This window comes from Halosimplex halobium, from assembly GCF_051414055.1.
Classification (GTDB): Archaea; Halobacteriota; Halobacteria; order Halobacteriales; family Haloarculaceae; genus Halosimplex; species Halosimplex halobium.
The window spans coordinates 33,796-47,096 of record NZ_JBLKNX010000006.1; the positions used below are offsets into that span (position 1 = coordinate 33,796).

Annotated in this window: 10 protein-coding genes; 4 read left to right on the forward strand and 6 right to left on the reverse strand. The window is 68.6% G+C overall.

The features are described 5' to 3' along the window. Positions 1–9: 9 nt before the first annotated feature. Positions 10–456, forward strand: a complete 447-nt coding sequence (locus ACMGFG_RS08115) for a hypothetical protein (RefSeq protein WP_436929835.1) — start codon at positions 10–12, stop codon at positions 454–456. Between the two features lie 29 nt (positions 457–485). Here the strand turns inward: ACMGFG_RS08115 and ACMGFG_RS08120 are convergent, their stop codons facing one another. Next, positions 486–1,268, reverse strand: coding sequence for an SDR family NAD(P)-dependent oxidoreductase (locus ACMGFG_RS08120; RefSeq protein WP_436929836.1), 783 nt, complete (start codon positions 1,266–1,268; stop codon positions 486–488). Positions 1,269–1,450: 182 nt separating this feature from the next. On the opposite strand from ACMGFG_RS08120, the gene ACMGFG_RS08125 reads away from it, so the two are divergent. Together ACMGFG_RS08125 and ACMGFG_RS08130 are read left to right on the forward strand one after the other, a co-directional pair. Beyond that, a complete protein-coding gene (locus ACMGFG_RS08125) occupies positions 1,451–1,873 on the forward strand; it encodes a PPC domain-containing DNA-binding protein (protein ID WP_436929837.1) in 423 nt (140 codons plus the stop codon). A gap of 45 nt (positions 1,874–1,918) precedes the next feature. Further along, positions 1,919–5,635 (forward strand): DNA polymerase II large subunit, encoded by a 3,717-nt coding sequence (locus ACMGFG_RS08130; protein ID WP_436929838.1) that lies wholly within the window; start codon positions 1,919–1,921, stop codon positions 5,633–5,635. Between the two features lie 649 nt (positions 5,636–6,284). Here the strand turns inward: ACMGFG_RS08130 and ACMGFG_RS08135 are convergent. Both ACMGFG_RS08135 and ACMGFG_RS08140 read right to left on the reverse strand, forming a co-directional pair. Then, positions 6,285–6,992, reverse strand: coding sequence for a metallophosphoesterase family protein (locus tag ACMGFG_RS08135; RefSeq protein ID WP_436929839.1), 708 nt, complete (start codon positions 6,990–6,992; stop codon positions 6,285–6,287). Between the two features lie 81 nt (positions 6,993–7,073). After that, entirely contained in the window at positions 7,074–7,691 is a 618-nt protein-coding gene (locus ACMGFG_RS08140; RefSeq protein ID WP_436929840.1) for an IMP cyclohydrolase, read from the reverse strand. A 122-nt stretch (positions 7,692–7,813) separates the two neighbouring features. Here ACMGFG_RS08140 and ACMGFG_RS08145 point away from each other — a divergent pair, with 122 nt between their 5' ends. Further along, positions 7,814–8,533: a profilin-fold protein gene (locus ACMGFG_RS08145; protein WP_436929841.1), complete on the forward strand. Its 720-nt coding sequence runs from the start codon at positions 7,814–7,816 to the stop codon at positions 8,531–8,533. A gap of 582 nt (positions 8,534–9,115) precedes the next feature. Here ACMGFG_RS08145 and ACMGFG_RS08150 read toward each other — a convergent pair. The 3 genes from ACMGFG_RS08150 to ACMGFG_RS08160 all read right to left on the reverse strand — a co-directional run bounded on the left by ACMGFG_RS08150 (position 9,116) and on the right by ACMGFG_RS08160 (position 13,226). Beyond that, a complete protein-coding gene (locus ACMGFG_RS08150; RefSeq protein WP_436929842.1) occupies positions 9,116–10,468 on the reverse strand; it encodes a tryptophanase in 1,353 nt (450 codons plus the stop codon). 153 nt (positions 10,469–10,621) lie between these two features. Continuing rightward, positions 10,622–11,800 carry an aspartate kinase gene (locus ACMGFG_RS08155; RefSeq protein WP_436929843.1) on the reverse strand — a complete coding sequence of 393 codons (1,179 nt, stop codon included), beginning with the start codon at positions 11,798–11,800 and terminating at the stop codon, positions 10,622–10,624. Positions 11,801–12,017: 217 nt separating this feature from the next. Next, entirely contained in the window at positions 12,018–13,226 is a 1,209-nt protein-coding gene (locus ACMGFG_RS08160) for an RNA-guided endonuclease InsQ/TnpB family protein (protein ID WP_436929844.1), read from the reverse strand. Positions 13,227–13,301: the final 75 nt, after the last annotated feature.

Genomic DNA, 13,301 nt, shown 5'->3' on the forward strand with positions numbered 1-13,301 from the left:
TCGGCGCGTATGAGCGACACCGGACAGCGCGCTTACACGGCTGCGGCGGGGCTCGTCGCCGGCGCGGCGGCGGGCGCGCTGGCGTGGGCCGTCGGGCCGGACGCCGCGCTCGTCGCCCCGACGGTCGGGATCTGGTTCCTGGGCGGCGTCGGTCTCGGGTTCGGGTACAGTCGCTATCCCGACCTCGTGGCGGCGAACCCGCCGGACGACGAGGACGGCTTCAGCGTCACGACGCAGCGAGGGTGGCTCGCGATGAACGCCGTCGGCGCCGTCGCGTCGGCGGTCCTGTTCGTCGGGCTGATGTGGCTGGTCTCGGGGCCGTTCGACACGCCGCGGTCGGCGGCCTGGGCGGGCATTTTCTTCGCCGCGACGATGCCGATCACGACCGGCGTGATGGTCGTCTACGGTCTTCGGACGAGCGACGTGGGCGACGGCGGTGCCGCGTCGACGGCCTGACGGCGGCCGCCCCCTGTTCGCCCCGGCGGTTAGCGGTTGTCCAGCCGCCAGTCGGGGATGGGGACCTGGCCGCCGTCGACGCGGAGTTCGTGGCCGTTGACGTAGTCGGCGGCGGGCGAGGCGAGGAAGGTGACGCCGTTGGCGATGTCCTCGGGTTCGGCGAAGTGGCCCAGCGGGTTGAGGTCCTGGATCTGTTCGGTGACGGCCTCCGAGAAGCCCTCGGTCATGCGGGTGTTGACCCAGCCGGGGGCGACCGCGTTGACCCTGATGCCCTCGTGACCGAGTTCGAGCGCGAGGCTCTTGGTCAGGCCCAGCAGGCTCCACTTGCCCACGTCGTACTGCGGGGACTGGCCGACGGCGTTCTTGGTGTGGATCGAGGTGATGTTGATTATCTTGCCGTAGCCGTCCTCGATCATGCCGTCGACGACGGCGCGGGTGCAGTTGATCGACCCGAAGAGGTGGACCTCGATGTTGAGCCGGAAGTCGTCGTCGTAGTCCTCGTCGAGGAACGGCCCGGCGTCGCCGACGCCGGCGTTGTTGACGAGGATATCGACGCTGCCCAGTTCCTCGACGCCGTGTTCGACCATCGCCTCGACCTCGGCCTCGTCGGTCACGTCGGCGGCGACGCCGACGGCGTCGCTGTCGTCGTCGCGGTCGCGGATGGTCGCCGCGGTGTCTTTCGCCACCTCCTCGTCGAGGTCGTTGACGATCACGTCGGCACCGTGTTCGGCGAGTTCGAGCGCGATGGCGCGGCCGTTGCCCCGGCCGCCGCCGGTCACGAGCGCGGTCTTGCCTGTCAGGTCGAGATCCATACCGCGCCGTTCGGACCCCTGCGCCTTCAAGCCCGGCGGTGGGGGAACGGTCCGCCGCCATCCGAACGGTCGGCGGCCGCGGCCACAGCGGGTGTGGGTCGCGCCGACGGCCGGCGCGGGTCCGCACCCGGGCCGACACCGCGCTCGGAACGTTTTTTGTGACGCCCGTCCCTGGTGGGCGTATGGATTATCTGGAAGTCGAGGGCGCCCGCGAGTTCGTCGCCCGCCTGGAACACGGGGGCGACTGGCGGACCCAGATCGAGGCCTTCGCCGCCGACGAGGGGGTCGAATCGGCGTTTTTCTTCGGGCTCGGGGCCGTACAGGACGCCGAGATCCTCTACTACGACCAGGACGACGAGGAGTACTACCCCGAGACATTCGACGAGCCGCTGGAGATGGCCGCCTGCGTGGGCAACGTCTCCGCGCTGGACGGCGAGCCGTTCGCCCACACCCACGCGGTCATGTCCCGCGCGGACGGGACCACGTTCGCGGGCCACCTCGACAGCGCGACCGTCTTCGCCGGGGAGTTGTACGTCCGCGAGTTCGACGCCGAACTGGAGCGGGCGTTCGACGAGGAGACCGGGCTGGACCTGTGGCCGCTATGAGCAGGGCACGATGAGCGGAGAGACGATGACCCGGGGGACGCGACGATGAAACCGGAGGACGAGCGCTACTTCGAGCGGCTGGAGTCCGAGCTCGACCGCGCGTTCGACGTGGCCGAGCGCGCCCGCGAGCGCGGCGGCGACCCCGCCGACGAGGTGGAGATCCCGGTCGCCCGCGACATGGCCGACCGCGTCGAGAACATCCTCGGCATCGACGGCGTCGCCGAGCGCGTCCGCGAACTCGAGGGGGAGATGAGCCGCGAGGAGGCCGCCCTCGAACTCGTCTCGGACTTCGTCGACGGCGAGGTCGGCGACTACGACTCCCGCGCGGGGAAGGTCGAGGGCGCGGTCCGCACGGCGGTCGCCCTGCTCACCGAGGGGGTCGTCGCCGCCCCCATCGAGGGGATCGACCGCGTCGAGATCTTAGAGAACGACGACGGCACGGAGTTCGTCAACGTCTACTACGCCGGCCCGATCCGCTCGGCCGGCGGGACCGCGCAAGCGCTCTCCGTGCTCGTCGCCGACTACGCACGCGCGATGCTCGATATCGACCAGTACAAGGCCCGCGACGACGAGATCGGCCGCTACGCCGAGGAGATCGACCTCTACGACAAGGAGACGGGTCTGCAGTACTCCCCGAAGGAGAAAGAGAGCAAGTTCATCGCCGAGTACATGCCGATCATGCTCGACGGGGAGGCCACCGGCGACGAGGAGGTGTCGGGCTACCGGGACCTCGAACGGGTCGACTCCAACTCGGCCCGCGGGGGGATGTGTCTCGTCATGGCCGAGGGCATCGCGCTGAAGGCGCCGAAGATCCAGCGCTACACCAGGAATCTCGACGAGGTCGACTGGCCGTGGCTCCAGGACCTCATCGACGGGACCATAGGGGACGAGGGGGACGCCGACGACGGTGAAGCCAATGCAGACGAGGGCGAGGACGCTGACGCCGAGGGTGACGGAGACGCCGACGGGGACGAACAGGCGGACGAGCCCGCCGGGCCGCCCCGTCCCGAACCGTCGAAGAAGTTCCTCCGGGACCTCATCGCGGGGCGTCCCGTCTTCTCGCACCCGAGCGAGGCCGGTGGCTTCCGCCTCCGGTACGGCCGGGCACGCAACCACGGGAACGCCACTGCCGGCGTCCACCCGGCGACGATGCACCTCGTCGACGACTTCCTCGCGACGGGCACCCAGATCAAGACCGAGCGCCCCGGCAAGGCGGCGGGGGTCGTCCCCGTCGACACCATCGAGGGGCCGACGGTCCGGCTGGCCAACGGCGAGGTCCGGCGCATCGACGACCCCGAGGAGGCGCTGGCGGTGCGCAACGGCGTCGAGAAGGTCATCGATCTGGGCGAGTACCTCGTCAACTACGGCGAGTTCGTCGAGAACAACCACCCGCTCGCGCCCGCGTCCTACACCGTCGAGTGGTGGGCCCAGGAGTTCGACGCGGCCGGCGCGGACGTGCAGGCGATGCGCGACTCGCTGGACGTCGATCTATCGGACCCGAGCGCCGAGGAGGCCCTGGACTGGGTCGACGAGTACGACGCGCCGCTGCACCCCAAGTACACCTACTGCTGGCACGACCTGTCCGTCGACGAGGTGTGCGCGCTGGCCGACGCCGTGGAACAGGGGCGAGTCGCGCAAACGGACGGCGCCGTCGTCCGCGACCCCGATGACTCCGACGACGGCGGTCGCGCGGGCGACGACACCGCGACACAGCACGACGCCGCCACCGACGGCCACGACCGCGACGCGGGCGCCGCGGCGGCGGGCGATCTGGTGATCCCGCGCTCGGAGACCGTGCGCGAGGCCGTCGAACACCTCCTCGTCGAGCACACCCAGACCGAGGACACGCTCGTCGTCCCGGACTGGCGCCCGCTCGCGCGGACGCTCGGGTTCGACGACTCCCTGGAGCGCGAGTGGACGCCCGAGGACCTCTCTGAGCGCGCGAAATCGTACGGCGGCGGCGAGGCCAGCGACGCGCAACTGGACTCCTCGGCCGCCTCGACGGAGGACGGCGCCAACGCCGTCCTCGCGGTCAACGAGATCGCTCCGTTCGAGGTGCGCGAACGGGCGCCCACCCGCATCGGCAACCGGATGGGCCGCCCCGAGAAGTCCGAGAAGCGCGACCTCTCGCCGGCCGTCCACACCCTGTTCCCCATCGGCGAGGCCGGCGGCTCCCAGCGGAAGGTCGGCGACGCGGCCGTCGCCGGCGACAGCTACGACGACTCCCAGGGGAAGGTCGAACTCGAGGTCGGCCGCCAGGAGTGTACGGAGTGTGGCGAGCGCACCTTCAAGCCGCGCTGTCCGGACTGCGGCGGCGTCTGCGAGGCCGTCTACGTCTGCCCGGACTGCGACCACGAGGTCGAACCCGACGAGTCCGGCCGCGCGGAGTGTAGCCGCTGCGAGACGCTCGCCAGCCCCACCCAGACGAAGGTCGTCGACGTGAACGCGGAGTTCAAGTCGGCGCTGGCGAACCTCGACGAGCGGCCCACCGCCTACGACGCCTTGAAGGCCGTCAAGGGGCTGTCCTCCGAGCAGAAGACGCCCGAGCCGATGGAGAAGGGGGTCCTCCGGGCGAAACACGGCGTCTCGGCGTTCAAGGACGGCACCGTCCGCTACGACATGACCGACCTGCCCGTGACGGCAGTGCGCCCCTCCGAACTCGACGTGACTGCCGAGGCGTTTCAGGCGCTGGGCTACGGCGAGGACATCCACGGCCAGCCCCTCCAGCACGACGACCAGCTCGTGGAGCTGAACGTCCAGGACATCGTTCTCTCGGAGGGCGCGGCCGAGCACATGCTCAAGACCGCCGACTTCGTCGACGACCTGCTGGAATCGTACTACGGCCTCGAACCCTTCTACGAACTGGAGGAGCGCGACGACCTCGTGGGGGAACTCGTCTTCGGAATGGCGCCCCACACGAGCGCGGCAACTGTCGGAAGAATTGTGGGTTTTACCACGGCCGCTGTCGGGTACGCACATCCGTACTTTCACGCCGCAAAACGCCGGAATTGCGACGGTGACGAGGACTGCGTGATGCTCCTTATGGACGGCCTTTTGAACTTTTCTCGACAGTTCCTGCCGAACCAGAGGGGGGGGAGGATGGATGCACCCCTCGTCATGTCCTCGCGGATCGACCCGGCGGAGATCGACGACGAGGCCCACAACGTCGACATCATGCGGGAGTACCCCCGGGAGTTCTACGAGGCGACCCGCGAGTTGGCCGACCCCGAGGACGTGGAGGACATCATGACCATCGCGGAGGCGACGCTGGGTACCGACGAGGAGTACACGGGCTTCGACCACACCCACGACACCACCGACATCGCGGCCGGTCCCGACCTCTCGGCGTACAAGACGCTGGGGTCGATGGAGGAGAAGATGGACGCCCAACTGGACCTCTCGCGGAAGATCCGCGCGGTCGACGAGACGGACGTGGCCGAGCGGATCATCGAGTATCACTTCCTGCCGGACCTCATCGGGAACCTGCGGGCGTTCTCCCGGCAGGACGTGCGCTGTCTGGACTGCGGCGAGAAGTACCGGCGGATGCCCCTGACGGGCGACTGCCGGGAGTGTGGCGGCCAGGTCAACCTCACCGTCCACGAGGGGTCGGTCAACAAGTACATCGAGACCGCGACCCGCGTCGCCGAGGAGTTCGGCTGCCGCACCTACACGAAACAGCGGCTCGAAGTGCTCGAACGGTCGATCAACCGCGTCTTCGAGGACGATACGAACAAGCAGTCCGGCATCGCCGACTTCATGTAGGGCATCGCGGACCGAAGTCCGCCGACCGCAGGGAGGCGGTTCACCGGCCGCGACCGTCGGGAGCGGCCGGCCTTTTTCGCCCACGTTTTTCGACGAGCGGTACCCGCAGGGAGCGGAGCGACCGAGGATACCCGAGGAGAAAAAGGTGGGACTGACACCAACAAGCAGTCCGGCATCGCCGACTTCATGTAGGGCATCGCGGTGCGGTCGGCGCGCGCTGGAGCGCGCGTTCATGCGCGCGACCGTAGCCGCGCGAGGGATGAGAGAGTGAGTGCAACGAACGAGCGAATCGGCTGGGGAGGTCTGTGGCCGTCTGCGGTGCCGCTGGGGGCGGGTGCGGCGCGGTTGCTGTGCGGTGCTGTCCCTGGTGTCCGCGCGAACGTGTGAGCGCGGGCTCGGGAGAGCGTGCTCTCCCGGTGGACTGAACGGGCGAGGCGCGCTCGCGTTTATGTAGTCGCCTGAGCGGGCCACTATCCGCGCGGGCGATGCGGAGAGCGCGGATATCCCGTCTCAGCGACCGCGAGCGCACCGAGGGGGTTCAACGCTCACCGTCGACTGCGGTCGCTCTCGAACAACTTCATTCCACGACAAACCCACCAGAAACCACTACTCAACGAGCATCACGGACGGAACACCGTCACAGACCGACTCACTGCCCGGAGCGCAGCCGCGTCCCGATCCGCAGCGGCAGGTCGGCGTCGCGGACGGCGTCGACGACCCGGTCGACGTCGTACTCGACGCGGCGGGCCTCGATCTCCCGGCTGTCGAAGTCGACCAGCGAGTAGGCCGCCCGGGGGTCGCCGTCGCGCGGTTGCCCGACCGCGCCGGGGTTCATGACGAGCCCCTCGTCGAAGAACTCGTGGCCCTGGACGTGGGTGTGGCCGGTCACGAGCACGTCCTCGTCGCCGAGCATGTCCGGGCCGTACTCCTCGGGATAGGTGTAGTGGTCGGGGTCGTCGGGGTGGCCGTGGACGATCCGCATCCGGCCGTCGCAGACGACCCGCTGCTCGGGGAGCTCGCCGAGCCACTCGAGCTGGTCGTCGCTGCAGGTCTCGCGGGCGTGGTCGACCGCCGCGGCGGCCATGTCGTTGAAGCCGTAGGCCTGGTCGAACGCGACCGCGCGGTCGTGGTTGCCCATCACCGTCGGCACCTCGCCGTCGGGTAACATCGCGGCCGCCTCGTCGCTCAGCCCGTGGTCGCCCTCGCCGCGGATCGCCGCCGTACACTCCGCGTGCCAGGGGTTGTACCCGACCACGTCGCCCGCGCAGACGAGCCGGTCGACCGGCGGCATGTCCGCCAGCGCCGCCTCCAGCGCCACGAGGTTCCCGTGAATGTCCGAGATGACGCCCACCTTCATGGACGGCTCTGCGACCCCCTCGCTCTTAGTACTACGGCAGACGCGCCTCGGGGAGACGGCGCCGCCCGGTCGGGGCGGCGGCTACTCCTCGCCGTTGAAGATGGCCGTCTCGAAGCCGGCGACGCTGTCGCCGGAGACGCCGACCGCGCAGACCTCGTGTTCGAGGTCCATCCCGTAGGCCTCGCTGGCGGCCGCGGCGGCGTCGGTCGCCGCGAAGTCGACCGGCTCGGGACTGTCCTTCTCGTAGGTGGCGACCAGCGTCGGCTCCGTCACTTCCTCGACCAGCAGCGCGTCGCGGCGGACGGTCCCGATCACCGCGCCCGGCCCGTCGGCGTTCGTGCTCGGGTCGGCGGCGTCGACGCCGACGATCCCCGCCACGCGGGGCGTGTCGTAGTCGTCCTTCTCGAAGTCCAGCGCCAGCAGCGGCTCGGCGAGGGCGTCGCGGGCGGGGTAGCCCAGCGCCAGCTTCTCGGCGGTGGGGTCGACGTGCGAGCCGTTGCCGACCACGGCGCCGCGGTCGGTCAGCCGCAGGCAGTTGTACTCGACGTAGGGGTTGTCCGTCTCGGGGGCGTCGGGGGTGGGGCCGACGGTGACGGTGCCCGGCTCGCGGCCGGTCGCTTTCCTGTTGGGGAACGAACGCGAGGAGACGCGGTAGGCGCCCACCTCCGGTGCGACGACGACGAAGCGTCCGACGTACATGCCCGTTCGTCGGCCCCAGGCGCGAAAGTAGGTGTCGATATGGGCCAGTCGCCGACCGGTCGACCGCCGCCGCCCGCGGCGGGAACGCGGGTGTTATGCCGCTCGCCCGCGTGGATCCGTCGATGACAGCAGGGCTCGACGCGGACGTCGTCGGCGCCGACGCGGCCGCCGACCGCCGGGACGAGGTGGTCGCCGAAGTCACCGACCACGCCGGCCGGATCGCGCGCGAACTCGCCCGCCTCCAGGGCGGCGACTACGGTCAGCGGGAGTTCGACACCGACCGCGGCACCTGGACGCTCAAGTACGAGGCCGGTGACGTGCAGTATCTGCGCTTCGAGGGTCGCGGCGCCGACGTCTACGTCGTCTCGACCCAGCAACCCCCCGACCCCGAGGACCTCGCCGCGGCGATGGCCGACTACGACGCGTTCGTCGAGTCGTTCAACGAGTACGTCCGCTCGCTCGACGGCGTCCTCGACGACGCCGCCGACGACCTCCCCGAGATCGAGTCCGTCGACTCGGTCGTGGAGGCGCGCGAGCGCATCCTCTCGCGGATGCGCGAGGCCTGTGACGGGATGGCCCAGCAACTCAACCGCGTCGAGGGCAACGACTACGGGACGTTCTCGGCCCGCGTCGGGAGTTCGCGCTGGGAACTCAAGTGGGAGGAGGGCCGGGCCAGCTACCTCCGCGTCGGCGGCGAGGGCGGCGTGTATCTCCTCTCGCAGTACCAGCCGCCCGCCCCGAAGGACCTGCGCGCCCACGCCGACGACTTCGCGGGGTTCGTCGACGCCTTCAACGAGCACGTCTCTGAGATCTCGGACTCGCTCGATACGGTCGAACTGTAGCGCGGGCCGTCTGTGCTGTTTCGACACGGTCGCTTGCAGCCGGATCGACCGCACTCGGCGGTGTGCGCCGAAAGCCCTCGGCACGCTCGTTCTGAATCGACTCGACAACACTCGACAGCAGACGTTGAAAGCCCTCGGCACGCTCGTTCTGAATCGACTCGACAACACTTGACAGCAGACGTTGAAAGCCCTCGGCACGCTCGCGGTCGCTGAGCGACATACCCTCGCGGCCGGAGGCCGCTTCGGGTAGGGGTCGCTCAGGCGACTGAACTGCACGCGAGCGCGCCTCGCCCTTTCAGTCCACCGGGAGAGCAAGCTCTCCCGAGCCCGCGCTCACACGTTCGCGCGGACACCAGGGACCGCGACCGCACAGCACCGCAGACAGCCACGAACCTCCCCAGCCGATTCGCTCGTTCGTTGCACTCACTCTCTCATCCCTCGCGCGGTTCCGTCGCGCGCACGAGAGCGCGCGACAGCGCACGCCGACCGCACCGAAGCCGTTCACTGCGACCGCTACGCCTGTACTGAACACGGCCCATCGCTCAGATCAGCCCGCCACTTTCTGCCCAGGGCCGTCCGCATTCAGGCGTCCAGCGGCCGCAGGTCCGCCGAGAAGTGGCGCAACTCTGCCATCGGGGGTTCGTCGACCACCTCGAATCCGGTCAGGTCGTCGGTCCGGTCGGCGACGGCGGCGGCCGTCTCGCCGACGTGCTCGAAGTGCTCGCGGTGGTAGGTGCGGCGGGGGACGGCGAAGCGGACGTACTCGGGGCGGTCGGTCTCCGGGAACGCGAAACTTCCGAGTTCCACGGTTCGGACGCCACCCTCCAGGTACAGCTCGCACGCGAGCGCCTGACCCGGAAATTCCGACGGGGGAATGTGATCCAGCAGCGCGCCGGCGTCGACGTAGACGGCGTGGCCGCCGACGGGTTCGTAGACCGGGAGCCCCGCCGCCGCGAGCTCCGCGCCGAGTTCGGCGACCTGGCCGACGCGGTGGGCGAGGTAGTCGTCGTCGACCGCCTCCCGCAGGCCGACGGCCATCGCCTCCATATCTCTTCCCGCCAGCCCGCCGTAGGTCGGGAACCCCTCGTAGAGGATCGCCCGCTGTTTCGCCCGCTCGAAGAGGTCGTCGTGCCCCTCGCCGATGGCGACGAAGCCGCCGGTGTTGGCGAGGCCGTCCTTCTTGGCGCTCATCACGACCGCGTCGGCGTAACCCAGTTGCTCGCTGGCGACCTCGGCGGCCGTCGCGTCGTCGAACTCGGTCTCCCGCTCGGTGACGAAGCGGGCGTTCTCGGCGAACCGGCAGGCGTCGATCACGAAGGTGGCGTCGATCTCCTCGGCGAAGGCGGCGACCTCGCGGGTGTTCGCGACGCTGACCGGCTGGCCGGCCGCGGAGTTGTTCGTGACCGTGAGGACGACGACCGGCACGTTCTCCGCGCCCACGTCGTCGACGTACGCGCGGCCAGCGTCCACGTCGAAGTTCCCCTTGAACGGGGCCTCGGCGTCGGGGTCGCCCGCCGCGGGGACGGGACAGTCGACGGCCTCCCCGCCGTTGGCGGCGACGTGGGCGCGCGTCGTGTCGAAGTGGGTGTTGTTGAGGACGTGGTCGCCCTCGTCGACGATCGCTCCGTAGAGGACGTTCTCGGCGCCGCGGCCCTGGTGAGCGGGGACGACGCGGTCGAAGCCCATCACCTCGTCGACGGCCTCGCGGAGCCGCCGGAAGGAGGTCGAGCCCGCGTAGGACTCGTCGCCCCGGAGGAGGGCGGCCCACTGGGCGTCGCTCATCGTCCCGGTGCCGCTGTCGGTCAACAGATCGACGAACACCCGGTCGGCGTCGACGCCGAACAGGTTGTAGCCGGCCGCTTCGAGCGCCGCCGCGCGCTCTTCGCGCGAGGGCAGGTCGACGGGTCTCGCCGTCCGCGTGGCGTACGAGCGCATATCCGCGCTCCGTACGGGGTGGACTTATTTCCCATCCGACAGGAACGTTCGACGGTGGGTGTCTCCGGGCGGTGACGGGCAGGTCCGTCCACCGGGCCCGCCCGCGGGGGACCGGGTCCGACCGGTCGGGCGGACGCGTGCGAGCGGTGCTACTCAGAACACGTCCTGGACCAGTTCGAGCGTCTGCTCGCGGTCGTCCCAGGGGACGAACACGGAGACCGACGTGGCGGAGGTGATCACGTCGTAGAGGTGGATGTGAGCCTCCGAGACCGGGTCGATGGCGCGCTTGACGGTGCCGGGCTGGTTGGGCAGGTCGCTGCCGGTGACGCGGACGACGGCGATGTCGTCCTCGACGGTGACGCTGGAGAGGGCGTCCTCCTCGACGACCCGGTCGTGCAGCAGCGCCTCGGCGTCCTCGGCGTCCTCGGCGTTGACGTAGAAGGTGATCGAGTCCATCCCCGAGGAGTTGGCGTCGATGTTGATCCCCTCGTCGCCCAGCGCGGTCGCGAGTTCGCCCAGGATCCCCGGGCTGTTGCGGATGGCGCGGCCGGCGACGGTGACGCAGGCCAGCCTGTCTTCCTGCAGGTCGATGAGGTTCTGGAACTCGCCCTCGATGGAGGTGCCGCCCGTGAGGAGGTCGTCGTGCTGGTAGTGGACGACCCTGACCCCCAGGTCGGCGTCCTTGTAGGACAGCGCGGAGGGTGCGACGACCTCGGCGCCGCGGAACGACAGCGAGCGGAGTTCGTCGACGGTGATCTCGCCGACGTTGCGGGCGCCCTCGACGACGCGGGGGTCGCCGGTCATGACGCCCTCCACGTCGGTGACGATGACGACCTCGTCGGCGTCCATGAACTTGCCGAGCATGACGGCGGAGGTGTCGGAGCCGCCCCGGCCCAGGGTGGTGACGTTGCCCTGGTGGTCCTGGGCGAGGAAGCCGGTGATCACGGGGACCACGTCGGAGAGCTGGCCCCCGAGCGCGCTGGCGCGTTTCTTCGTCTCGTCGACGTCGACCTCGCCGTACTCGTCGGTGATGATCGGCCAGCCCTCGCTGCCGGGCTCGAAGAAGTCGGCGTCGATGCCCCGCGCCGCGAGCGCCCCCTTGAGCATCCGGACGGAGGTGCGCTCGCCCATGCTGACGATCTCCGCGCGGTCGGCGTCCTCGGCCTCGTAGTTGATGTCGTCGAGGAGGTCGTCGGTCGTCGACCCCATCGCCGAAGCGACGACGGCAACCTCGTGGCCGGCCTCGATGGCCTCGGCGATGGAGTCGGCCGCGCGCGTGACGCGCTGGCCGTTGCCGAGGCTCGTGCCCCCGAACTTCACTACGACCCGCATCGGATCACCCGCATCGTGTGTGCGTGACGCATAGCTGGTGACGTGCCGTTACACGCCTCCCGGAATAACTGTGTCCATCTCCGGGCGGAGATCCTCCGTTATCGTGGAATTTCGGCGGCAATTTCTGCGACGGCGGTAAACTACCCTCCCCTACTTCGCTCGGGGGCAATGGCCCCGCTCGCTCGTTGAGGGGAGGGCTTTCGCGTGGACTCCCGTTCTACGCCTCGGATGCGGCGGGAAGATTGTACTCTCCACTCACGTTCAGCGTCCCGCGATTCAAGCGCACGTCTACGGGTGCGCCTCCGTCGTCTGCGTTTTGCCGACGCCGGAGATACTGCAGGCCGATGTTCTTGGAAGCGTTGTAGTCGGCGTGGTTCTGGTAGCCACAGTCCTGACACTCGAAGTCCTCGCCGTTGCGGTTGTCGTCGTGGGTAAACCCACAGGTCGAACATCGCTTCGAGGTGTTCCGTGGATCTACTTGGACGGCTTCGACATCCTGCTCTCTGGCTTTATATTCGACATACTCGTAGAGCCGACGGAATGCCCAGAGATGGTGCCACGACGCCTGTGGGACGTTCTCACGAATGTCCGTCAAGTCCTCGAACACGATGTGCGAACAGTCGTGTTCGGCGGCTTCGGCGACGATCTCGTTGGCGACACGATGCAGGAACATCTCGAAGCGTCCGTCCTCTTTGCGCTCGACGCCTGCTATCGCGTCGTGGGCGGCTCGTGTCCCACACTGTTGGAGGTCGCCACGTCGTTTCTCGTACTCTCGTTTCCAGTGGTTGAACTCGTCTGCCGACCAGAACCGTCCGGTCGAAGCGACCGCGAGCTGGTTCACACCGAGGTCCACACCGAGGACTGTTCTGTGCTCGGTGGTGGTGTCAGTATCGTCGTCCTCTTTGAGCATCGACGCGTGGAGATACCAGTCGCCGTCACGTCGATGGAGTGTCGCCCGCCGAAACTCGTAATCCTCGTCCGCGACGTACTTCGTCGGCGGTGTCTCGGCATCGTCGGGCAGAATGTAGTCGCACTCGATTCGTCCGTCCGGGGTTGACAGCGACACGTGGTCACGGTGGAACGTGGCACTTCGCTTGTCGTAGATAGCGGTATCTGCGGAGAACGTCGGACGGGACGTCTCTTGGTCGTTTTTGAGCCGTTCGACACCGCTTTTGATGGATTCGACAGCCTGATGAATCCCTTTCTGGACGAGATTCGCGGTCAACTCCGTGTCCTCGCGGAGTTGGTCGTACAGCGCATCGTCGGCCTTCGCCTTGGATGTGACGTGGTAGCCGTCGTCACCGTGCCAGCACCACTCGCTCGCAGTGTTAGCACAGTATTTGAATTGCTCGACAGTCTCTCGAAGATGTGCATCCGCGCCTTCGGGCGTGTCGAGCTTGATAACGGCAGTTCGACGGCACTCCACGATATTTTCATATATCTGCTTGTAGTTACTTAATGCTTGGGAGTTAGCAGGCACTAGTCTGGCGGCTGATTAGTA